Source organism: Paraclostridium dentum (genome assembly GCF_048568265.1).
Taxonomy (GTDB): domain Bacteria; phylum Bacillota; class Clostridia; order Peptostreptococcales; family Peptostreptococcaceae; genus Paraclostridium; species Paraclostridium dentum.
Genome location: NZ_CP183813.1, coordinates 2440598 through 2462358 on the forward strand (window position 1 = coordinate 2440598; position 21761 = coordinate 2462358).

The 21761-nt window shown below is 28.3% G+C and carries 25 protein-coding genes; all 25 read right to left on the reverse strand.

Annotation, left to right across the window (positions count from 1 at the left end; all coding sequences use genetic code 11):
• Positions 1 to 5 precede the first annotated feature (5 nt).
• The gene (locus tag ACN6I1_RS11275; RefSeq protein ID WP_419741990.1) at positions 6 to 875 is read right to left on the reverse strand and encodes a copper transporter; all 870 of its coding nucleotides are present in this window, start codon (positions 873 to 875) and stop codon (positions 6 to 8) included.
• Positions 876 to 894: 19 nt separating this feature from the next.
• The gene (gene steA, locus ACN6I1_RS11280; protein WP_021429752.1) at positions 895 to 2016 is read right to left on the reverse strand and encodes a putative cytokinetic ring protein SteA; all 1122 of its coding nucleotides are present in this window, start codon (positions 2014 to 2016) and stop codon (positions 895 to 897) included.
• A 90-nt stretch (positions 2017 to 2106) separates the two neighbouring features.
• Positions 2107 to 3309, reverse strand: coding sequence for a CCA tRNA nucleotidyltransferase (locus ACN6I1_RS11285; protein WP_419741991.1), 1203 nt, complete (start codon positions 3307 to 3309; stop codon positions 2107 to 2109).
• A 97-nt stretch (positions 3310 to 3406) separates the two neighbouring features.
• Entirely contained in the window at positions 3407 to 4225 is an 819-nt protein-coding gene (gene spo0A, locus ACN6I1_RS11290) for a sporulation transcription factor Spo0A (RefSeq protein ID WP_419741992.1), read from the reverse strand.
• Between the two features lie 120 nt (positions 4226 to 4345).
• A complete protein-coding gene (locus ACN6I1_RS11295; RefSeq protein ID WP_419741993.1) occupies positions 4346 to 5329 on the reverse strand; it encodes a SpoIVB peptidase S55 domain-containing protein in 984 nt (327 codons plus the stop codon).
• Between the two features lie 102 nt (positions 5330 to 5431).
• Complete coding sequence (gene recN / locus ACN6I1_RS11300) at positions 5432 to 7117, reverse strand: DNA repair protein RecN (RefSeq protein ID WP_419741994.1); 1686 nt, start codon at positions 7115 to 7117, stop codon at positions 5432 to 5434.
• A gap of 18 nt (positions 7118 to 7135) precedes the next feature.
• Entirely contained in the window at positions 7136 to 7945 is an 810-nt protein-coding gene (locus ACN6I1_RS11305; RefSeq protein ID WP_021433814.1) for a TlyA family RNA methyltransferase, read from the reverse strand.
• Between the two features lie 13 nt (positions 7946 to 7958).
• Entirely contained in the window at positions 7959 to 9821 is a 1863-nt protein-coding gene (gene dxs, locus ACN6I1_RS11310; protein ID WP_419741995.1) for a 1-deoxy-D-xylulose-5-phosphate synthase, read from the reverse strand.
• 43 nt (positions 9822 to 9864) lie between these two features.
• Positions 9865 to 10302, reverse strand: a complete 438-nt coding sequence (locus tag ACN6I1_RS11315) for a divergent PAP2 family protein (RefSeq protein WP_021429973.1) — start codon at positions 10300 to 10302, stop codon at positions 9865 to 9867.
• 9 nt (positions 10303 to 10311) lie between these two features.
• Positions 10312 to 11199 carry a polyprenyl synthetase family protein gene (locus tag ACN6I1_RS11320; protein ID WP_419741996.1) on the reverse strand — a complete coding sequence of 296 codons (888 nt, stop codon included), beginning with the start codon at positions 11197 to 11199 and terminating at the stop codon, positions 10312 to 10314.
• 2 nt (positions 11200 to 11201) lie between these two features.
• Positions 11202 to 11417, reverse strand: coding sequence for an exodeoxyribonuclease VII small subunit (gene xseB / locus ACN6I1_RS11325; RefSeq protein WP_021429988.1), 216 nt, complete (start codon positions 11415 to 11417; stop codon positions 11202 to 11204).
• 12 nt (positions 11418 to 11429) lie between these two features.
• Positions 11430 to 12626, reverse strand: coding sequence for an exodeoxyribonuclease VII large subunit (xseA, locus tag ACN6I1_RS11330; protein WP_053831745.1), 1197 nt, complete (start codon positions 12624 to 12626; stop codon positions 11430 to 11432).
• 2 nt (positions 12627 to 12628) lie between these two features.
• The gene (locus ACN6I1_RS11335; RefSeq protein WP_419741997.1) at positions 12629 to 13594 is read right to left on the reverse strand and encodes an O-sialoglycoprotein endopeptidase; all 966 of its coding nucleotides are present in this window, start codon (positions 13592 to 13594) and stop codon (positions 12629 to 12631) included.
• On the reverse strand, positions 13575 to 14081 hold the full coding sequence (gene nusB, locus ACN6I1_RS11340; RefSeq protein ID WP_419741998.1) for a transcription antitermination factor NusB: 507 nt from the start codon (positions 14079 to 14081) through the stop codon (positions 13575 to 13577). The genes ACN6I1_RS11335 and nusB overlap by 20 nt, the downstream gene beginning before the upstream one ends.
• Before the next feature lie 93 nt (positions 14082 to 14174).
• The gene (locus ACN6I1_RS11345; protein WP_021430087.1) at positions 14175 to 14522 is read right to left on the reverse strand and encodes an Asp23/Gls24 family envelope stress response protein; all 348 of its coding nucleotides are present in this window, start codon (positions 14520 to 14522) and stop codon (positions 14175 to 14177) included.
• A gap of 295 nt (positions 14523 to 14817) precedes the next feature.
• The gene (locus ACN6I1_RS11350) at positions 14818 to 15462 is read right to left on the reverse strand and encodes a SpoIIIAH-like family protein (protein WP_021430062.1); all 645 of its coding nucleotides are present in this window, start codon (positions 15460 to 15462) and stop codon (positions 14818 to 14820) included.
• A gap of 78 nt (positions 15463 to 15540) precedes the next feature.
• Complete coding sequence (locus ACN6I1_RS11355) at positions 15541 to 16089, reverse strand: stage III sporulation protein AG (RefSeq protein WP_419741999.1); 549 nt, start codon at positions 16087 to 16089, stop codon at positions 15541 to 15543.
• A gap of 15 nt (positions 16090 to 16104) precedes the next feature.
• Positions 16105 to 16674 carry a stage III sporulation protein AF gene (locus tag ACN6I1_RS11360; protein ID WP_046821555.1) on the reverse strand — a complete coding sequence of 190 codons (570 nt, stop codon included), beginning with the start codon at positions 16672 to 16674 and terminating at the stop codon, positions 16105 to 16107.
• A 13-nt stretch (positions 16675 to 16687) separates the two neighbouring features.
• Entirely contained in the window at positions 16688 to 17860 is a 1173-nt protein-coding gene (spoIIIAE, locus tag ACN6I1_RS11365) for a stage III sporulation protein AE (protein ID WP_419742000.1), read from the reverse strand.
• Between the two features lie 14 nt (positions 17861 to 17874).
• Positions 17875 to 18252 carry a stage III sporulation protein AD gene (gene spoIIIAD / locus ACN6I1_RS11370; RefSeq protein ID WP_226887897.1) on the reverse strand — a complete coding sequence of 126 codons (378 nt, stop codon included), beginning with the start codon at positions 18250 to 18252 and terminating at the stop codon, positions 17875 to 17877.
• A gap of 21 nt (positions 18253 to 18273) precedes the next feature.
• Positions 18274 to 18471, reverse strand: coding sequence for a stage III sporulation protein AC (gene spoIIIAC, locus ACN6I1_RS11375; protein ID WP_021122904.1), 198 nt, complete (start codon positions 18469 to 18471; stop codon positions 18274 to 18276).
• A gap of 10 nt (positions 18472 to 18481) precedes the next feature.
• Positions 18482 to 19003: a stage III sporulation protein AB gene (locus ACN6I1_RS11380; protein WP_220796367.1), complete on the reverse strand. Its 522-nt coding sequence runs from the start codon at positions 19001 to 19003 to the stop codon at positions 18482 to 18484.
• Complete coding sequence (gene spoIIIAA, locus ACN6I1_RS11385; protein WP_220796368.1) at positions 18993 to 19961, reverse strand: stage III sporulation protein AA; 969 nt, start codon at positions 19959 to 19961, stop codon at positions 18993 to 18995. The genes ACN6I1_RS11380 and spoIIIAA overlap by 11 nt, the downstream gene beginning before the upstream one ends.
• Positions 19962 to 20255: 294 nt before the next feature.
• Positions 20256 to 21494: a beta-ketoacyl-ACP synthase II gene (gene fabF, locus ACN6I1_RS11390; protein WP_021433826.1), complete on the reverse strand. Its 1239-nt coding sequence runs from the start codon at positions 21492 to 21494 to the stop codon at positions 20256 to 20258.
• 13 nt (positions 21495 to 21507) lie between these two features.
• Positions 21508 to 21732 (reverse strand): acyl carrier protein, encoded by a 225-nt coding sequence (acpP, locus tag ACN6I1_RS11395; RefSeq protein ID WP_021429992.1) that lies wholly within the window; start codon positions 21730 to 21732, stop codon positions 21508 to 21510.
• Positions 21733 to 21761: the final 29 nt, after the last annotated feature.

Genomic DNA, 21761 nt, shown 5'->3' on the forward strand with positions numbered 1-21761 from the left:
TATTTTTACTTAAACGGTATTATAGAATCTACTTTATCTCCTATACCAAAGTTTCCTTTTTCTACAGAATCTCTAAGAGCGTAAACTAAAGATAGTTTACCTGTTCCTTGCTGAGAATTGTTTATAGTTGGTATTTTATCTTTTTTATAGTTTTCTAAATCAGAGAATTTAACATCACTTTTTTGAGTTCCTATTACATATTTACCATCTTCTTTTAATTTATCTATTATTATTTTATCTATATTCGTAAATTTATTAGAAGATTCATTTGTATCTCCACTTGCCATAACAACTTGAGAAGAGTCTAAATAGTTATCTGATAAATAATTTATTTTTATCATCTCTAATTTTTCTAATTGTTGTAGTTTATCCATAGCATTTTCTTCTTTTAAGCAGCTCATTATGTAATTAACTACATCTTTTTCAGTTTTTAACTGTAATTGTAATGCACTATCAAGTTCTTTTATCTTATCTTTATTAGTTAACCCTGATTTTAAAACAATATCATATGCTACACTTCCATTTGCATCTGTTATAGTCTTAGATATGTCTTGTGTATAATCATAATTTTCTGTTGTTGATATTATTCCTACATTTTTACCTTGTAATTGGTCTTTTATTAATACTAAATAATTTTGATTTAAATAATTTACTAGTTTTTTGTATTCGCTTTCTTTTTTGTCTAGTTTACCTTCTAATTCATCATTTGTTGTTTTTATGTCTTCAAATTTAGCATCTAAATCATCTATTATAGCAGCTTGTTGCTTGCTAAGTTCTTGATCATAATTTAAGTTAAATCCTACTAGCATTCCTATTCCTAATGCAATAAATATAGCACCTATCGTTACTATATAATACTTCATATTTATATGCATGTTAATCCTCCTCAATTAATTACATCTGTAATAGTAGTCTCATTTTTAATTCCATCAAGTGCATAAATTGTTGAACACTTGGAGAGAATGATGCAAGTATTAAAACTGGGAATAAAGCAGTTGCTATAAGTGCCCATATATACTTTAATTTTAATTTACTTCTATATAATAAGTTTACACCTTTTGCATCTATTAGCTTTGATCCTATTTTTAGTCTTACTAAAAATGTACTAGCCATACCAGGTCTTCCTTTTTCTAAGAAGTCTATCATATTAGAATGTGTCCCTACAGCTACTATAAGTTCAGCCTTATACTCATAAGCAGTAAGCATCGCTATATCCTCACTTGTTCCAGGCGCAGGAAATACCACAGCTTCCAATCCTAAGTCTTGTACTCTCTTAAGTCCAGGTGCTCTTCCGTCTGTGTATGCATGAACAACTATTTCTTTTGCTTTTTGTAAAGCTTCATCACTTACACTATCCATATCTCCTACAATTACGTCTGGAGTATATCCAAACTCTAGTAAAGCGTCAGCTCCACCATCTACACCTACTAGTATAGGTTTCATTTCTTCTATGTACGATAATATTGTGCTTAGGTCTTGCTTATAGTCTTGACCTCTAACAACTATCAATACATGTCTATTCTTGTAATCTGTACTTACTTTTGGTATTTCAACTTCTCCAAGAATAAGTCCTTTTTCTTTTTTAGCATAATCTATAGTATTATCTATAAATCTATCCAACTCTACAGCCAAATTTTCATATGCCAATCTTATCTTGTTATCAACTTCGTCTTTATCTAATACTTCTCCTTGGCCTAATAATTCTCCATCTCTATAGATTTTTCCATCTATAACTTCTATTATTTGCCCCTCCTGTAAGTTATTGAATAGTTCTTCACCTACATTATCTACAATAAGTATATTTTTATCTACAAGTATTCCAGGTCCTTTATTTGGGTATCTACCACTTATAGATTGAGATGCATTTATAACAAGTTTTATCTTTCCCTCTACTAATGAATTTGCAGCAACTTCATCTACATCTTTATGATTTATAACTGCTATTTCTCCGCCAGTAAGTCGCTTTGCAAGCCTTTTTGTTTTTCTGTCTACCTTAATAGGGGCTTCGACTCTCATACTTAAAACCTCCAATTTTCGTTTTTGAAATCACATTACATTATAGCATTATTTTACAACAATTTAAATAATTAAAATTACGCGCCCTTCTTATAAGCTATTTATAATATTAATTAAATCTGTTTTATTGTTTATATTAGGATTTTCAATCACATTATATAGTAAAAAGTTTAATTTTTCACCTATTTCCTTGCCTTTATAGCCTAAATCATTTAAATCCCTTCCATTTAGTGCTAATTCTTTTAATGAATAACACTCTTTTTTTAAATCAATTTCTTTAATTAAATTATTTATTTTGTCATAATATTTTTTTTCAAATTCCATATCCAATACTTTTTTTACATATAATAGATAATTTAGACTTTCATGTCCTATTTCCTTTAAATAAATCTTTATAGACACTTTATCATCGATTATTTTATTATCTAGATTATCTAAAATTGTAATGCATTGACTTTTTATTTTGTTAGAATATCTTAATAATTCCAATATTTTTTTGCTTTCGTTAATGTCCCCTAGAATATACATAAATATACTTAATCTTATCACTAAATCTTTTTTACTCGACTTAAGTTTAGCTAAGTCATTTTTATTCATTTTTATATTTTTCATTTCAAATATATCAAATATTTTTGCATCGTAAAGTATATATATTTTTTCAGGATAATTACTAAGTAAAATTTTATTTAATTCCTCTTGTATTCTTTCTGAGCTTATATTTTTTATCAATTTTATATTTGCATAAATACTTTCCAATGTTTTACTATCTATTTTGAAATTAAGTTTAGAACTAAATCTAACAGCTCTTATTATCCTAAGCCCATCCTCTTTAAATCTTTCATCTGGATTTCCAACTGTTCTTATTATTTTTTTATTTATATCTTCTATCCCATCAAACGCATCAACTATACCTACTTTATGATTATAGGCAATAGAGTTTATAGTAAAATCGCGTCTTTTTAAATCTTCTATTATATCCCTTGTAAACTCTACATATTCAGGTCTTCGGTTGTCAGTGTATGTTCCATCAATTCTATATGTTGTAATTTCATATTCATTTTTATTTTTTATTAAAGTTATTGTTCCATGCTTTATTCCAGTTTCAATTATTTTATAATTTTTAAATATACTTATTGTGTCTGTAGGTTTTGCATTTGTTGTTATATCGTAATCGTTAGGTTTTATTCCTACAATTGAGTCTCTTACACATCCTCCTACTATATAAGCCTCATATCCATTTTCATATATATCATCTATTATCTCTTTTACATCCATTGGTATGTTTATTTTCATTATTTCACCTCAGTTTAGTAAATTACTATATATTTTATACATTTACACAAAAAAATAAAGCCTTCAATTTATGAAGACTTTGTTTTTTCATAATTTATTATTTAACCATACTGTGTTCTAATCTTAATTTATCTGCAATCATCGCTATAAACTCAGAGTTTGTTGGTTTACCTTTTGTATTATGAACTGTATATCCAAATAATTGATTTATAGTGTCAACCTTACCTCTGCTCCATGCAACTTCTATTGCATGTCTTATAGCTCTTTCAACCCTACTTGGAGTTGTGTTAAACTTTTTAGCTATACTTGGGTATAGTTCCTTTGTTACTGCCCCTAATAATTCCACATTGTCTATAACCATTTTTATAGCTTCTCTTAAATATAAATATCCTTTTATATGAGCTGGAACTCCTATTTCGTGTATTATATTTGTTATTTCAGTTTCTATATTTCCTACATTTTTAACGAAATCAGTTTTAGTCATTTTTATATCCATATTATGATTTGATCTTGAATTAGAATCTACTACTGTATTTTTATTTGAAACTAATCCTCTTATTCTATTTATAAATATTACAAAGTCAAAAGGTTTAACTATGTAATAGTCTGCTCCTAAGTTTATTGCACTTTGTGTTATTTTATCTTGACCTACTGCAGATAATACTATTATCTTAGGCATTTTAGGCAAGTTCATAGCATTTAGTTTTTCAATTACCCCTAAACCATCAAGATGTGGCATTATAACATCTAAAACTAATACATCTGGTTGTGTTCTTGAAACTAAATCTAAAGCTTCTATTCCATCCTTTGCAATTCCTAATATTTCAATATCATCCTCATTAGATAAATACTCTCTTAATACTTGACAAAAATCCCTGTTGTCATCTGCTAAAACTATTTTTATTTTTTCGCTCATTAAATTTTTCCCCCCATAGAATTATAAATTTATTTAAATATTTTCTAATTTTTCACTAATAACCTATTCGACATTTAATATTTATATTCCTTCTGTTTATTTTTATTTTTATATATATACTTATATTATCATCTTATCTATAAAAATTCCATATCCTATTTTAGAGTTATCTATAAAAACATGCGTAACAGCCCCAATTATTTTATCATTTTGTATTATAGGTGCTCCACTCATTCCTTGAACTATACCACCAGTATAATTTATCAATCTCTCATCTACTACTTCAATCACCATATCTTTATCATCTTTTTTGTTATTATATTTAATTTTTTTTATGTTTATTTGATATTGCCCGATTTTTCCATCTTTATTTTGAAATAAAATTATCGCTGGTCCAAGCTTTATATCTTTACTGTCACCAACTTCTAACATTTTTTCTTTTCCTTCATTATCATATGTCGTTAAATTGCCACTTATTCCAAAACTGTTATTTTTTTTAAAATTACCTATCGGTTTATCGCCATCAAATTCAGCTTTTATTTGCCCTACATGTTTAACTCTTCCCTTTTCAATCGAAATGTCTTTAGCATTGTATATATTTCCACTCTTAACTTTTATCAATTCATTTGTATCTACATCTTTTATTGGATGTCCTAATGCCGAAAATGTATTGTTTTGCGGATTATAAAATGTCATAGTTCCTATTCCAGAAATTTTATCTCTAATCCAAATTCCAAGTTTATATTCGTTATTTTCTTTTTTAACTGGAATTTGCTTTGATATTAGTTCTCCATCCCTGTCCATTATTATCTCAACTAAATCTTTATTATAGTTATGTAAAACTCTTTTTACATCTTTACTACTATATACATTAATTCCATTTATACTGATTATATTATCTCCAGCTTCCACTCCATCTATATAATCAACACTCGAATCTTCATTTTCTAATACTAATATTCCATCTGTGTTAGCCCTTATACCTACAACATTTCCAAGTGGAACTAAATATCTTGTTTCTTTTTTATTTTCTGGTTTCGATATTCCCAGTATAAATATAGGTATTATTAAGACTAAAGATAAAACTATATATATTTTTTTCATTTTATATCGTCCCTTCATAAATTTATATACATATAGTTCCATTTTTCATTTATTTTTATCCAGCTTAATCTAAATATAATTTTACACAAAAAAAGTACCTAATTAATTAGGTACTTTTTTTGCAAGTTCTATTATTTCACTAGCATGTTCCATTGTTTTTTCAGTTATATTACTTCCTGCTATAAGCCTTGCTATTTCATCTTTTCTTTGATTATCGTCAAGTCTACTTATAACAGTAAATGTTCGTTCATTAGATGTCTTTTTCTCAATACAATAGTGAGTGTCTGCATTTGCTGCAATTTGAGGTAAATGCGTTATACAAATTATTTGCTTTTTCTTAGCTATCAATGATAATTTTTCTCCAACAATCTGAGCTGCTATACCACTTATACCTGTATCTATTTCATCAAACACAAGAGTATCTATTTCATCTATGTCCGCTAAAATCGTCTTAAACGCTAACATAAATCTAGACATCTCTCCGCCTGATGCTACCTTATATATAGGCTTTATATCTTCACCTAGATTGAATGAAATCATAAATTCTATATCATCTTGTCCTTTTGCATTAAATGTAGATTTACCAAATGAAACTTCAAAAACTACATTTTTCATGTTTAAGCTTTTAAGCTCATACAATAGTTTTTCTTGAAGGTTTCTTGCAACTTCTTTTCTTTTCTGAGTTAATTTTTCAGCTTTAATTACTAAAATGTCTTCGACTTTTTTAAGCTTTAATTTTAACTCTTCAACTTTCTCATCTCTATTTAATATTTCATCTAATCTTTCATTTATTTTATCTTTATATGCTAAAATTTCTTCTATTGTATCTCCATATTTTCTTCTAAGAGTATTTATTTCATCTACCCTCTGCTCTATTTGTTCTAATTCATAAGGTGAAAAATCAATGTTTTCTTTATAACTTCTAATGTCTCTAGATATATCTTGAAGCTCATACATTATTCGCTCTATTGTATCATTATAATCATTTAATTTTTCATCATATTGAGCTATGGCACCTAAATCACCTAGTGATTTAGATATAAGATCTACAGAATTTATACTTCCATCATATAAATTTAAATATGCATTATTTAAGTTAGTAAAAATCTTTTCACCGTTTCTATAGACTTCTCTTTGTTTTAATAAATCTTCATATTCATTTTCATTTAAGTTTGCCGATTCTATTTCATTTATTTGAAATTTTATCAAGTCTATTTCTCTTTGAATTTGCATATCGTCTTTATTTTCTGTTAGTACATTTAAAGCTTTTTTTACTTCATTGTATTCAATATATGTCTTTTCATAATCACTTTTAGATTCATATAAGAGTTCTTCTCCAAATAAATCTAAAAAATCAATATGTGTATCTTTATCAAATAAAACTTGATTTTGATGTTGTCCATGTATATCAATTAAGTAGTTAGAAATTTCTTTTAAAAATGATACTTTTACATTTCTTCCATTTATTCTTGATATACTTTTTCCGTCATCAAATATTTCTTTGCTTATTATTATTTGATTATCCTCTTCTATATCTATTCCATTTTCTAGTAGCTTCTCTTTAAGCTTTTGATTATTAACATCAAATAACGCTTCTACTAAACCTTTTTCTGTGCCTTTTCTTAAAAAGGATCTATCATATTTACCACCTAGACATAAACCTAAAGCTCCTATTATTATAGATTTACCTGATCCAGTTTCTCCAGTTAATATGTTTAGATTTTTATCTATATCTAGCCTTAGTTCCTCTATTAATGCACAGTTTTTCATATATAATTCAAGGATCAATTTAAATCCCCCTCTTTATTACATTAAATTATGTGAATTGTCTACAACTTTATCTATAGTTATTTTAAACTCTTCTTTATTGTATTCATAACCTTCATTAGAGTTTTTTAAATGAATTAAATATTCAATATTTCCTTCAGGTCCTTTTATAGGAGAGTAATCTAATCCTAATATTGTAAACCCGATTTCTGCTGCAAAATCTGCTACTTTTTCTATAACTTCTATATGTGTAGATTTTTCTCTTACTACACCTTTTTTACCAACTTTTTCTCTTCCAGCTTCAAATTGAGGTTTTATTAATGCTACTACTTGTCCACTTGGATCTAATAATTCTTTTGCTTTTGGTAAAACTAATTTAAGTGATATAAAAGAAACATCTATAGATGCAAATTGTCCAAATTCTTTAGTATCTTCTATAGTTACATGTCTTATGTTTGTTCTCTCCATACATACAACTCTTTCATCTTGTCTAAGTTTCCAAGCAAGTTGTCCATATCCTACATCTATTGAAAATACTTTTTTTGCTCCATTTTGAAGCATACAATCTGTAAATCCACCTGTTGATGCTCCTATATCTAAACAAACTTTGTTCTCTAATGTTATATCAAAGTTTTTCATTGCCTTTTCAAGCTTTAGTCCACCTCTACTAACATATGGTATAGGATTCCCTTTTACTTCTATTTTACTTTCCTCTTTAACCTCTGAGCCAGCCTTATCACATCTTTGATTGTCTACAAATACTAGTCCAGCCATTATAGCTTTTTTAGCTCTTTCTCTACTGTCAAAATATCCTTGTTCTACAAGTAATACGTCTATTCTTTTTTTCATATAAATTACCTTTCTATCTTAATAAACTCTCAATTTGTTGAGCTATACCTGAAGGTGAGATTCCACATTGTTCATATAGTACGTTAACATCCCCGTGAGGAATAAATTCATCTTTAATTCCAATATTAATAATCTCATTATCAAGTTTATTATCTATAATAAATTTATTTATTCTACTTCCAAATCCACCTGTAAGTACATTATCTTCTACAGTAACAATATATTTATGATTTTTAGCTAAATCCATTATCAATTTTTCATCTATAGGTTTTAAAAATCTTGCACTAACTAAAGTTGGATTAATACCTGATTTATTTAATATGTCTACTGCTTCAATTGATTGTTTAACCATATTGCCTATTGCTAATATAGCAATGTCTTTACCTTCACTTAATAGTTCATATGTACCAACTTTTATAGGCTTATACTCGCCCTTATCCACAAAGTAACTACTTCCTCTTGGATATCTAATAGCCATAGGTCCTTCTATTTCTAAAGATAAATCCATCATTAGCTCTAGTTCCTTTGTATCTTTAGGAGCCATCACAGTCATGTTAGGTATATTATTTAAATAGCTTAAATCAAATATTCCATGGTGTGTTTCTCCATCATTACCTACAAGTCCCGCTCTATCTATAAGTAAAGTTACATTCTTACTTGTTATAGCAATATCATGTATTATTTGATCATATGCTCTTTGTAAGAAAGATGAGTATACTGCAAAATATGGTTTCATTCCAGCTTTTGCTAGTCCTGAACTAAATGTAACTGCATGTTGTTCTGCAATACCAACGTCATAATATCTGTTTGGGTATATTTCAGAAAACTTATTTAAGCCTGTTCCTGATGGCATAGCAGCTGTTATAGCAACAACATTTTCATCCTTAGTTGCAAGGTCTATTAACTTTTCTCCTACTACTGAAGATATACTCTTTGATGAAGATGGCTTTAATCCAGTTTTTATATCAAATTTAGAAACTCCATGGTATTTATGTGGCTCATCTTCTGCAAACTTGTAACCTTTACCTTTTTTAGTTATCACATGAAGTAATATTGGTCCATTTTGTTGTTTTGCTTTTTCTAATGTTTTTACTATTTCATCTATATCATGTCCATCTATAGGCCCTAAGTATGTTATTCCTAAAGAATCAAAAAAAGCACATTCTTGTAATGTAAAGTTTCCTTTTATGCTATCTTTTACTTTGCTTGCCGTTTTAGATAGTATATTGCCTCCAGGAGTAACATTTAATATTTTTTCAACTTCATCTTTAACCTTATTGACAGTTGAATTTTTTATAATAGCTGATAAATGTTTAGACATTCCTCCAACATTTTCATCTATAGACATTTCATTGTCATTTAATATTACTATCATATTCGTATTTATATATCCTATATGGTTAAGAGCCTCTAAAGCCATTCCTCCTGTTATTGATCCATCTCCAATTATAGAAACTACAGAAAAATCTTCACCTTTTATATCTCTAGCACATGCAATTCCACTTCCTACAGATATAGATGTACTACTATGCCCTGTATCAAATATATCATGTTCACTTTCGCATTCTTTCGGAAATCCACTTAATCCATTAAATTGTCTTAATGTATCAAACTGATCTTTTCTTCCTGTAAGTATCTTGTGAACATAAGCCTGGTGTCCTACATCCCATATAAATTTATCTTTTGGACTATCAAATACCTTATGTAGTGCTAAAGCAAGCTCTACAACACCTAAATTAGATGCTAAATGTCCACCTGTCTTAGAAACTGATCTCACTAAAAATTTTCTTATGTCTTTAGCTAGTAAATCTAGCTCTTTAGTGCTCATTTTTTTTATATCTTTAGGAGAATTTACATTATTTAAATAATTATACATAACTTTCTCACCTTTTATCTAAGTAGTTTTTAGCATTAATACTTTAACTAAATACCAATGCTGTAATAATTCCTAAAATAGCGCCAAAAAAAACTTCTACTGGCGTATGTCCTACTAATTCCTTTAATTTTTTTTGTTCAATATGCTTTTTATGCTGTAAATCATCTACAATTTGATTTAATATTACTGCTTGCTTTCCAACTGCACGTCTTACTCCAGATGCATCATACATTATTATCATAGAAAACACTGCAACTACTGCGAATTCTGTTGAATTAAACCCATACTCCATTCCTACTAATGTAGATAAGGATGTAACAAAAGAACTATGAGAACTTGGCATACCCCCAGAAGTAAATATCCTAGATATTTGAATCTTTTTTTGATCTCCTGTAAAAATCTTAAAAAGTTGTGCCAAGAAACAAGCAAACATACTTATAAGCAACACTTTGTTGCTAAAAATTTCTGAAATAAAGCTCATCGTTCCTCCTTAATACTCTCTATCTACTATATAATCAGCTAAGTTGTTTAAAAACTCACTATCTTTATTTATATAATCAATACTCATTTTAGCTTCTGCTATTAATTTATTAGCAGTTTCTTTTGACTTTTCAAGTCCTATAAGTGATGGATAAGTAGATTTTTCATTATCTATATCGCTTCCTACTTTTTTACCAAGCTTAGCCTCATCTCCAACAATATCTAATATATCATCAACTATTTGGAATGATAATCCTATGTTTTTTGCATATTTAGTTACATTCTCTAACTCTTCTTCACTTGCTCCACCAATTATAGCTCCTGCTCTCATACATCCAATGATTATTGCTGCTGTTTTATTCATATGTATAAAGTCAAGTTTTTCCATATCTATTGATTTACCTTCACTTTCAATATCAACAACTTGTCCACCAATCATACCATATATCCCAGAAGCTTTAGCGATTTCATTTATAGCTTTTAAATATTTTTCTGGCTCACCTTTACTTAAAGACTCTCTAAGCATTATTTCATAAGCATAATTTAAAAGTCCATCTCCAGCTAAAATAGCCATAGCTTCTCCATACACTTTATGATTAGTTTTTCTTCCTCTTCTAAGATCATCATTGTCAAGAGCTGGAAGATCATCATGTATCAAAGAATATGTATGTATCATTTCTATAGCTACAGCAAATGGATATGCATCTTTTTCATTTCCCCCAACTAGTTTACAAGCTTCTAATGTAAGTATTGGTCTTAGTCTTTTTCCTCCAGCTTTTAAACTATAATTCATTGAGTCAAATATAGTTTTTTGGGATCCTTCAACTTTAGGCATATACTCATTTAATAAATCTTCTATATTTCCAACTCTATTTTTTAATTCTTCTTTAAAATTCATAACTACTCCTCCTCTATACTAAAGGGTACCTCTTTCCCATCTTTGCTAAACTTATCTATTTTTAAATTTGCTTCATCTAATAATTTATTACAATGACTATAAAGTCTTATTCCCTCTTCATATAAATTAAGAGAGTCATCTAAACTTGTAGTTCCAGACTCCAATTTATTTAAAATTTCTTCCAGTCTTTGATAAGCTTCTTCATAAGATAAATTCATTTTTATACCTCTTTAATCTTTAATTTTTTCAATTATACAATCAGCTGTACCATCTTTAAATTTAATTGCTATACTATCCTTTTCTTTCAGGCTATTTATTGTATTTATAGTAGTTTTATCCTTTTGTACTATACTGTACCCTCTATCTAATGTAGCAAGTGGACTTAAGCTATGCAAAAGAGATCCACTACTATCTAAACTTCCTTTTTTAAGTTTTACTACATCATTAATCTCATTAGTTATTTTATCATATATTATATCTATTTGTATAATTTTATCTCTTATTATATAAGACTTAACAATAGTATTTAGTCTATCATAAACATTATTTAATTTATTTTTATCTAGCTTAGATTGATTTATAAGAGCCTTATCTAATCTGTCTTTAGAGTTTTTTAACTTGTATAATAGATCTTCTAATTTTGGGGTTGCTATTTCTGCAGCTGCAGATGGTGTAGGTGCCCTCATATCAGCCACAAAATCAGCTATTGTAAAGTCTGTCTCATGTCCTACAGCTGAAATTATAGGTATGTGAGAACTAAATATCTCTCTTGCAACGCTCTCTTCATTAAAAGACCATAATTCCTCTATGGATCCCCCACCTCTTCCAAGTATTATTGTATCTACATTATTAGCATTATTAAAAAATTTAATTCCTTCACATATCTGTTCAGAAGAGTTTTTTCCTTGAACTGAAACAGAATAAAGCTTTATATTTACTTTTGGATATCTACGCTTTACAACATTAATTATATCTTTTATAACGGCTCCTGTCTCAGATGTTATTATACCTATATTTTTAGGCATTTTAGGTATAGGCTTTTTATGTATATAGTCAAACAAGCCTTCTTTTCCTAACTTTTCTTTTAATTTTAGAAATTCTATATACAAATTTCCCAGTCCATCTAATTCCACGTTTTCTATATACAATTGATATGATCCATCTCTTTCGTACACAGATATATATCCTGTTGCTATAACCTTCATTCCATCTTCTAAATTTAGTGAACTATCATAATTATTTTTAAAAATTACACAGTTTATTTTAGATGATTTATCTTTCAGAGTCAGATATACATTTTTGCTGCTATGAACTTTAAAGTTTGAAATTTCACCTTTTACTTTTAAGTTATATAAAACCGCATCATTAGTTAAGATTCTTTTTACGTATGAATTAACTTCACTTACATCTAAAGCTCTTAATTTCATAGCTATTCTCCTATAAATTTATTTAATCCTATAAGTGCACAACCTAATGCATTATCTGTGCTATATTCAGGTTTTGCAAAAAAGCTTATTACTTTATCCTTATATAGTTTTTGACTTAACTCCTCTTTTATATATTTGCTTGATGCAACCCCTCCAGCAAATACAACTTCGCTTATATCATACTCTTTACATAAAAATCTAAGCGCTTTATATAAACTTCTCACTATCGAGTCCATTAGTGATTTAGATATATATTTTTCATCAAAATCATTTTTCAGCTTAGTGATTTGATTTTCTATTCCAGATAGGTTCATATACCCATCTTTTACAGATGTCTTTATTCCTACATCTATATTTTGATTACATTCTAAAGCATTTTTATCTATATATTTTCCACATGGAAACTCATATCCTAATTGAACACCTAATCTATCTATTAATTGTCCAAAACTTATATCTTTACTTCCACCTATTATTCTAATATTTGATATATCGTTATGTTTTTCAACTAATAATATTTCTGTTGTTCCTCCCGACATATGAACAGAAATAAATCTATTACTTTTTAATTTTTTTTCATATACGCTTGCTTCAATATGATTTTCTTGATGAGTTGTTGAATATAAATTAATATTATTCATACTGCTAAATAATTTTGCAAAATTATATCCTACTGTAAATGCAGGCATATACGAATCATTTATCGGCCTTGGTTTTTCAGATGCACATATTGCACATATATTATATCCGTTCATTATATTTTTTAATTCTTCACTTATTTCCCCTAAATTATTTACGTGTTGAAAAACCATTTCGCTTTGTCTTAGCCCTTTTGAATCTTTCTTTACTTTTAACATGATTTTTTTATTAAATACTATACTTTTCTCTAAAGATATAGCTGCTATAGAAGTTGTATAGCAGCTAGTATCTATTCCTATTATTATATTTTTATTTTTCTCCGATTTCACTTACAACACTTCCTAATATTCCATTTATAAACTTAGGAGATTTGTCATCACAGTAAAGCTTAGATAATTCTATAGCTTCATTTATAGAAACTTTAGTAGGCATTTCTGACATGTATAGTATTTCACAAATAGCAAGTCTAAGTATTGCTAAGTCTACTTTAGCCATTCTATTTATAGTCCAGTTTTTAGCATATTTATTTATTAAAGCATCTATATTTTCTTTATTTTCGTTAAAACTTTCAACTAATTCTTTGCTGTATTTTAAATCAATAAATTGACTTAACTCTGTTTCTTCTAACTCAACGTCCGCTTCATTTGAAAATTGTAATTTTAATTCCTCATATCTATTCTTTATGTATTCAAAGTTATCGTTTAAGAAGTTTTCTAATTTAGCATTTAAATCAATTAGATCCTCTTTATTCATGTCTATTTGGTATATAAACTTCATCATATACTCTCTCGTCGTTATCATTTTTGCTTTTTTCATTTGCTTATTCCTCCTTTGAATTTAGTATATACATATTTACTCATAAAAAAACCCTCTGATTTTCAGAGGGAAATATTAATTTATCGTAGATGATTACTTTGCTTCTGCCTTCTCAACTTTTTCCTTTTTAAAGTTGATTCCTTGAACATGTATATTAACTTGAGAAACTTTTAATCCAGTCATTGTTTCAACTGTATTTTTTACATTTTCCTGTACTTTAAAAGCTATATCAGGTATAGATATTCCATAATCAATTATTATCATAACATCTAAGATAACTTCGTCTTCCTCTATTTGTATCTTAACACCATTATTCTTTAGTAATTTATCTGTGAATGTCGATGTAGTTCCTACTCCTTCTACTTCAATAGCTGCTAATCCTGCTATAGTAGCGATGACATCATTTGATATCTTAACTTGTCCAAAGTTATTATTTTCCATCATATATCACATCCCTATATAAACTATTTTATTATATAATAATACCAAATAGAGCTTTAATTTGCAATAAAAAGTTCGATTTGCTTAATCTAGTATTTATGTAATCAACTTATTACCGTGCATAAAAAATTCGCTTCGCTCATGTCGCCAACGACTCCGTCCGTTGCTCAAAATGTCATTTTTTACTTTCACCAAAAAATTTGTATCACTATGTTACATAAGTTATCCACAAAATTTAATTAAGTATAATTTCCTTAAGCGTAAAAAAGCCCCAGTATAACTGAGGCATTTATACTTATTTAGAATTACTACTCATAAGTTTTATATTATCATAGTTAACTTTTGACTCATTTGCAACTAAATCAAATATTTTAGCTGCATCTTTTTGTTGTAATTCTTTGTTTACTACTACATTAACAGTTTCTTCACTTATGTACACTAATGAATCTTCAAATCCTTTTGCTCCTAATAAATCTTCTATTTTAATTTCTAATTCTTGATCTTTTACAAGTTGTAATTTCATATTAGATGCTTGCTTTCTAGTTTCTTCTGATGTAGATGGATTATTTATTATTTCATTTAAATCTTCTGTTAACTCATTTCTTTGTTTTTCTCTATTCATTTTCATATCTACTGCATATGATGCTTTTTTCATATTTTTATCAGAAGTCATTTTCTTTTCTATTTCTTTACTAGTTTCTTTAGCTTTTTCATTAACTACAGTGTCTTTGCTGTCTACAACTTTAACATCTTTTTTAGAGTCCTTTTTATCATCATTTTTTGATAGTTGAGCATCTTCATACATTTCCATTTCCTTAGATGCTTCTAATACAGATTTTTTACTTAAATTATAATTTACTGTCCCAACCACCACTAACATAAGTGTTAATGACATTACGACAAACCCTCTACTTTTAAACATACTTTTGTTAAATTTCATTTATACTCCCCCTAATTAATAATTATATTCTTGTAATATTTATATGTACGAGCTTTTTTATTATGAATATTTTTTTACCTATTTAGAATAAATTTCAACTTGGTGACCTGAAACCTGAAGTGATGTTTGAACTGCTGAGTATAGACTTTGTTTTACATTTGGATCACTAGCCCCACTAGAAACCACTATAACCCCTTTTATTTCTGGCTCTGACGTTTTTATAACTACAGGTTTACTTTCTCCTGAAGTTATCATTGTTTTATTTTCACTTGACGTAGTAACTGTTCTTTCTCCACCTTGAGCATCTTTTTCAGTCGTCTCTTCCTTTGTAGCATTTGAGTTGAATGCTGGTTCTATTTGTTCCCCAGATGAAAAAGTAATCATCACGTCAACTTCTCCTGCTCCCTCTATTTGAGATAATATATTTTTAAGTTGACTTTCTAAATCATTATCTTTTTTTACTTCTACTTGTGCAGACTTTTGATCTTTTTTTTCCTCAAAAGTTTCTTTATCTTTTTTGTCAACTGGATTTTTTGTAAATATAGCTAGTCCCATAATACACACAAACGACAGCGCGGCTAGAGTGTATATCTTTTTCTTATCATCTTCCTTTAAGTTTTTAAACATACCTATTCTCAACCCCTATTTATCAATTTCTATATTTTCAACGGATATATCAAGTATGTCTACTAAGCTCTTTTTAACTTCATCTTTTGATTTTGTATCTTTATCATTTGAGCTTTCTTTAAATACTTGTTTATCTTTTTCACCCTCACTAGATTGTATGTCCTTTTTTTCTTCTTTATTACTATTTTTTTCTTTAACCTTAACTTTACTCACATCAGATCCGTCTAATTCAATATCTTCAAGTTCATAACCATATTCATCTAGTTTTAATTCCAATATACTTTTTAATCCGTCTTCATAACCAGACTTTATGCTTTTTCCCCCTGTGTCTTTAGCTAGACTATTCATACTATCAACATATTGTTGATTATATTTCGTATATGTTTTTAATAATTTGTCCTCTAAGCTTGTTCCATCTGAAAAAAAATTAATGACTGGATTTATAGCAATGAATATAAATATAAAATTTAAAACTAAATTAATATATGACTTTAACTTTGAAGAAGGAAGAATCATATTAACTATGTTAACTATAAATGCTGCAATTAAAATACTTATTATCCAAGCTTTAATACTTTCTAACATAATATTCCTCCTTTTACTGTGCTACAACACTAATAGAAACTACTATAGCTATAGTAACGAAAAACATTATTGTTATAGCTATGATACATGCTAACATTATTGCCATAAGATTTGAAATCTCATTTAAAAAGTTTGAAATACTCTCTTCTCCAACTGGTTCTACTATCATTGCTGATGTTTTATAAACTAATATTATTGAAATAATTTTTATTATAGGAATTAAGCATATCCCGACTAATATTATGAGCCCGACTCCTCCAAATAAGTTTTTTATAAGTTGAGATGAAGATAATATTATATCAAATGAGTCTGATACAAATCCTCCTACAACAGGTATAAAATTTCCTATCGCAAACTTAGTACTTTTAACTGCAAATCCATCTAAACTCTTAACGTACATCCCCTGCATAGATACTAATGCTAAATATATAGTAAATATGGCTCCAATTGTTATCAGATTTATTTGTTTTATAAAAGATGCCAATTTTTTAAGTTTTATACTATTAGATAAATTATTTATAACAAGTATTGCAAAACCTATTGTAATAGATACAAATAGGAAGTTTTTAAAAACTATATTTATAAATGTTACTCCTCCCATAAATATAGGGGTCATAACAGTAGATGTCATAGGAAATCCCATTACCACTAAAAATGTTATTAATATTGGCATTAGTATCTGCATCAAATTGATCATGCTATCAATGGTGGTGTTACATATATTTAAAACATCTTTAAATCCTACCAATGTTAAAGTTACCATTACTATAAATACAATATAGGTTGTTACTTGGCTTATCGCCCCAGATGAGAATGAATTGTCTAAACTTTTTAAAATAGATGATAAGAGCGCTAAGACAAATATTATTGATGCAACTTTTAAACTTGCTCTCAATTCATCGAATAAGAATAGTTTAAGACCCTCTTTATCAAATAAATCTAGCATTGTTTTCTTACCAGATATTAAATCTTTCATAAATGTTTTAAGATCTACATCTTCTATAAACTTTTCATCTTTTATTTGATTTTGAATTTCTTGTAAATTAATTTTATTTAATTGTTCACTTATATATGTATCTACACTTTCTTTTACTTTTTTATCATTTTCTTCTTGTGCAAATGAAACATTTGCAAATGTTAGCCCCATTAGTATACATAAAATTATACTAGTCATAATTTTTTTCATAAGTAATCATTCTCCTATGGAATCAAATTTAAAATCATATCAACAATAGATATTAATATAGGGAATGACATAGTCATAACTATAATTTTTCCTCCGAATTCAAGCTTAGCTGCAATATTTCCTTCCCCACAGTCTTTGCATATCTGAATAGCAAACTCCATTAAGTATGCTATTCCTATAAGTTTGATTATTAAAGATATATACATAGTAGGTATGTTAGCCTTATTTGCTAATTCATTTATACTTTCAATTATAAAATTGAATTTATAGGTTACAGAAAGTAAAATCATAATTCCTGTTAGTATTCCTATAAACATAGCCATTTCTGGTCTATCTTTTTTTATAATTAAGCATAATATAGTAGACATAAGCGCAAGACCTACCAATTTCATTACATCCAAAAGATCTCCCCCTTAATATAACTGAAACATCGTTCTAACTGCATTGAATAGATCATTTATCTCAGTTATTACCATCGTAAGAACAATTATCACACCTGCAAGAGTTGTTAAGGTAGTCCAATCTTTTCTATCAGTCTTCTCAAGAACCATATTTAAAACAGATATTAATAACCCAATCCCTGCAACTTTAAAAATCAAAGTTATATCCATATTAACCCTCCTATATTAAAAGTATCCCTATAACTAACCCAATTATAGTAGATAGTTTTTTGTATACTATACCTTTTTTCTCTACATCTTCTTTACTTTCTGTTGTGAGTTTTTTTAAATTTTCAATAGATAAATCAATCATCCTCTCTTGAGAATAAACATCCCCTTTTCCAAGAGTAAGTATTAATTTTTTTAATTCATCTACCTCCTTATCTTGAAAATAACTTTCTTTAATCATAAAATCAGCATTCTTTGATAATATAGTTTCTAATGTTTTACTATTATCTTCTTTTAAATCTGTACTCATATGTTTAAAGAAAGGTCCAAGTGAAAACTCTTTATTTTCTCCTATCCTATAAAATATTTCTTCCAATGTGTACAATCCAAATGATAGGTCCATTCGCATTACCTCTAATATCCTTATGAGCTCATTTAACTGTTTATGCCTTTTTGTATAAGCTTTGTATAAATACTCTCCAATCAAATAGCTACATGCTACTAAAATACTTATTAGAGCTATTTTAATTTGCAAAATACCACCTCTTTTCTTCTAAGTCATATATTTTTTCAATTGTCCCCGGCCCATTTTTAGCGGAAAGTATTATTACTTTTTTGAATAATTCTTTATCGAGTAATTTGCTTAATTCCTTTCTTTCCCTTATATCTTCTATGGAATTCCCATGTACTGTCGTTATTAAGCTAACTCCCCCATTTAAAGCTGTGTACAAAGCTTTTATTTCCTTTTCACTACCTATTTCATCCGTTACTATTAAGTTAGGTGACATAGCCCTAAGCAACATCATTATTCCTATATCTTTTGGGCATGTTTCTATTATGTCTGTTCTTATTCCAACATCCATCTGAGCTATTCCTAAATATGATCCTGAAATCTCATTCCTTTCATCTATAAGAGCTACTTTAATTCCACTAAACCCTTTTTCTTTGTTCCCATTACTTAAATTTCTAACTATATCTCTAAGTAATGTTGTTTTACCACATTGTGGCGGTGAAATTATTAAAGTATTATTTACTTCGTTAGAACTCTTAATTATGTGATTTAATACTTTTTCAGAGCAATTTAATACCTCTCTAGAAATCCTTATATTTAAAGATGATATGTGCTTTATATTTTTAACTTGTCCATCTTCAATTATTACCTTTCCAACTATTCCAACTCTATGCCCACCTTTTAATGTTATAAACCCTTTTTTAATGTCATCTATAAATGAATGAATTGAATATTTGCACATAAGTTGAAATGTCTGTTCTATATCTTCTTTTTTTACAACATACGAATTTGAATTTTTTGTATCTAGCTTGTTCATAGAGTTATTATAAAAATAGTCTCTATTATTAGAATTTATTATTAATGGTTTCTCTACTCTAAGTCTTATTTCTTCTATATTTAGATCTTCATATTGTACATTTATTATTTTTTCTCTTAGCTTAGGCGATAGAGAATTTAAAATTTCATCTGAAAGTTTATTCATATCCCTTGTCCTCCTTTGTTTATATAATTATATTTTCAAGGTTAAATATTTATGACAAAAAACAAAAATTCACTTCGCTCATATCGCTCAAATTTCATGTCGTCAACGTCCACTCGCAACTCGTGTCCCGTTACTCAAACGACTTCGTCCGTTGCTCAAAAATCTTTTTTACGCTCAAAAATATAATATTAATACAACTAAGTTTCATAGATTATCCACATATTTTTAGTAATCATAATCTACTTAAGCGTAAAAAAAGAGTTACCTATTTTAGGTAACTCTTTTAATAATTATTTATTCATATTTTTTAAATGCTAAAGTTGCATTGTGTCCACCAAATCCTAAAGAATTTGACAGTGCATATCTAACATCTCTTTTCTTACCTTCGTTTACAACGTAATCTAAATCTAACTCTTCATCTAAGTTTTCTACATTTATAGTAGGAGGAACATATCCATCACTTATAGCCATGGCGCATACAATAGCTTCAACTGCTCCTGCAGCTCCTAATAAATGGCCTGTCATAGACTTTGTAGATGATACGCAAAGTTCATACGCTTGGTCTTTAAAAACACTTTTAATTGCCATTGTTTCAAACTTATCATTATAGTAAGTAGATGTTCCATGAGCGTTTATATAATCAACTTCATCAAGAGGAATATTTCCATCTTTCATTGCCATGCTTATAGATCTAGCTGCGCCTTCTCCATTTTCTGCTGGAGTTGTCATATGGTATGCATCTGCTGTTGCTCCATATCCAACTATTTCAGCATAAATCTTAGCACCTCTTTTTATAGCATGATCTAAATCTTCTAGTATTAATATACCTGATCCTTCTCCCATTACAAATCCATCTCTATCTTTATCAAATGGTCTTGAAGCAGTTTTTGGGTCATCATTTCTAGTAGACATAGCCTTCATATTACAGAAACCGGCAAATGAAAGTGGTGTAACACCAGCTTCACTTCCTCCTGCTACCATTATATCTGCATCGCCTCTTTGTATAGCTTTAAATGCATCTCCTATAGCATGAGACCCTGATGCACAAGCAGTAGATACATTAGTGTTTGGTCCTTTTGCACCTAATGCAATAGATACTTGGCCTGCTGCCATGTTAGAAATCATCATAGGAACGAAAAATGGACTAACTCTTCTATTTCCTTTTTCTAGTAAAATTTTGTGTTGCTCTTCTATTGTAGCAACTCCTCCTATACCAGAACCTATTATAACTCCCATTTTTTCGCTATCTACTTTGTCTAAGTCAAGATTTGCATCTTTTACTGCCATTTGCGAAGATGCTATGGCAAAATGAGTAAATCTATCCATTCTTTTTAATTCTTTTTTATTTATATAATCTTCTGGATTAAAATCTTTTACTTCTCCAGCTATTTGTGTTTGAAATGAGGATGCGTCAAAGCTAGTTATTTTATCTATACCACAAACTCCATCTTTTATGTTGGTCCAAAATGTTTCTTTTCCTGTTCCAACTGGAGTAACACAACCTAATCCAGTTATAACAACTCTTCTTTTCATAACATTTCCTCCACTATTTGTTTGCTTCTATATATTTAACTATATCTCCTATGCATACGAACTTTTCTGCTTCTGTATCTGGTATTTCTATTGAAAATTCATCTTCAAGAGCCATCATTATTTCAACAGCGTCTAATGAATCTGCTTCTAAATCTTTCATTAATGAAGTCTCCATAGTTACTTCTTTATTGTCTATTCCTAATTGATCCTTTATTATTTCTACAACTTTTTCAAACATAATTTAATTCCTCCTAAATTTTATTTAAA

What these genes read in the sequence shown, in the direction of transcription:
- spoIIIAC (WP_021122904.1), bottom strand. Translation starts at nt 18,471, where the DNA reads ATGGATATAACTTTGATTTTTAAAGTTGCAGGGATTGGGTTATTAATA.
- ACN6I1_RS11315 (WP_021429973.1), bottom strand. Translation starts at nt 10,302, where the DNA reads ATGAGCTTTATTTCAGAAATTTTTAGCAACAAAGTGTTGCTTATAAGT.
- spo0A (WP_419741992.1), bottom strand. Translation starts at nt 4,225, where the DNA reads ATGAGCGAAAAAATAAAAATAGTTTTAGCAGATGACAACAGGGATTTT.
- xseA (WP_053831745.1), bottom strand. Translation starts at nt 12,626, where the DNA reads ATGAAATTAAGAGCTTTAGATGTAAGTGAAGTTAATTCATACGTAAAA.
- xseB (WP_021429988.1), bottom strand. Translation starts at nt 11,417, where the DNA reads ATGAATTTATCTTATGAAGAAGCTTATCAAAGACTGGAAGAAATTTTA.
- ACN6I1_RS11360 (WP_046821555.1), bottom strand. Translation starts at nt 16,674, where the DNA reads ATGTTAGAAAGTATTAAAGCTTGGATAATAAGTATTTTAATTGCAGCA.
- ACN6I1_RS11275 (WP_419741990.1), bottom strand. Translation starts at nt 875, where the DNA reads ATGCATATAAATATGAAGTATTATATAGTAACGATAGGTGCTATATTT.
- spoIIIAA (WP_220796368.1), bottom strand. Translation starts at nt 19,961, where the DNA reads ATGAATAAACTTTCAGATGAAATTTTAAATTCTCTATCGCCTAAGCTA.
- ACN6I1_RS11355 (WP_419741999.1), bottom strand. Translation starts at nt 16,089, where the DNA reads ATGTTTAAAAACTTAAAGGAAGATGATAAGAAAAAGATATACACTCTA.
- spoIIIAD (WP_226887897.1), bottom strand. Translation starts at nt 18,252, where the DNA reads ATGAAATTGGTAGGTCTTGCGCTTATGTCTACTATATTATGCTTAATT.
- acpP (WP_021429992.1), bottom strand. Translation starts at nt 21,732, where the DNA reads ATGTTTGAAAAAGTTGTAGAAATAATAAAGGATCAATTAGGAATAGAC.
- ACN6I1_RS11345 (WP_021430087.1), bottom strand. Translation starts at nt 14,522, where the DNA reads ATGGAAAATAATAACTTTGGACAAGTTAAGATATCAAATGATGTCATC.
- ACN6I1_RS11285 (WP_419741991.1), bottom strand. Translation starts at nt 3,309, where the DNA reads ATGAAAATAAACATACCAATGGATGTAAAAGAGATAATAGATGATATA.
- dxs (WP_419741995.1), bottom strand. Translation starts at nt 9,821, where the DNA reads ATGTATAATTATTTAAATAATGTAAATTCTCCTAAAGATATAAAAAAA.
- steA (WP_021429752.1), bottom strand. Translation starts at nt 2,016, where the DNA reads ATGAGAGTCGAAGCCCCTATTAAGGTAGACAGAAAAACAAAAAGGCTT.
- spoIIIAE (WP_419742000.1), bottom strand. Translation starts at nt 17,860, where the DNA reads ATGAAAAAAATTATGACTAGTATAATTTTATGTATACTAATGGGGCTA.
- ACN6I1_RS11295 (WP_419741993.1), bottom strand. Translation starts at nt 5,329, where the DNA reads ATGAAAAAAATATATATAGTTTTATCTTTAGTCTTAATAATACCTATA.
- fabF (WP_021433826.1), bottom strand. Translation starts at nt 21,494, where the DNA reads ATGAAAAGAAGAGTTGTTATAACTGGATTAGGTTGTGTTACTCCAGTT.
- ACN6I1_RS11305 (WP_021433814.1), bottom strand. Translation starts at nt 7,945, where the DNA reads ATGAAAAAAAGAATAGACGTATTACTTGTAGAACAAGGATATTTTGAC.
- ACN6I1_RS11320 (WP_419741996.1), bottom strand. Translation starts at nt 11,199, where the DNA reads ATGAATTTTAAAGAAGAATTAAAAAATAGAGTTGGAAATATAGAAGAT.
- nusB (WP_419741998.1), bottom strand. Translation starts at nt 14,081, where the DNA reads ATGAAAAAAGCAAAAATGATAACGACGAGAGAGTATATGATGAAGTTT.
- ACN6I1_RS11350 (WP_021430062.1), bottom strand. Translation starts at nt 15,462, where the DNA reads ATGAAATTTAACAAAAGTATGTTTAAAAGTAGAGGGTTTGTCGTAATG.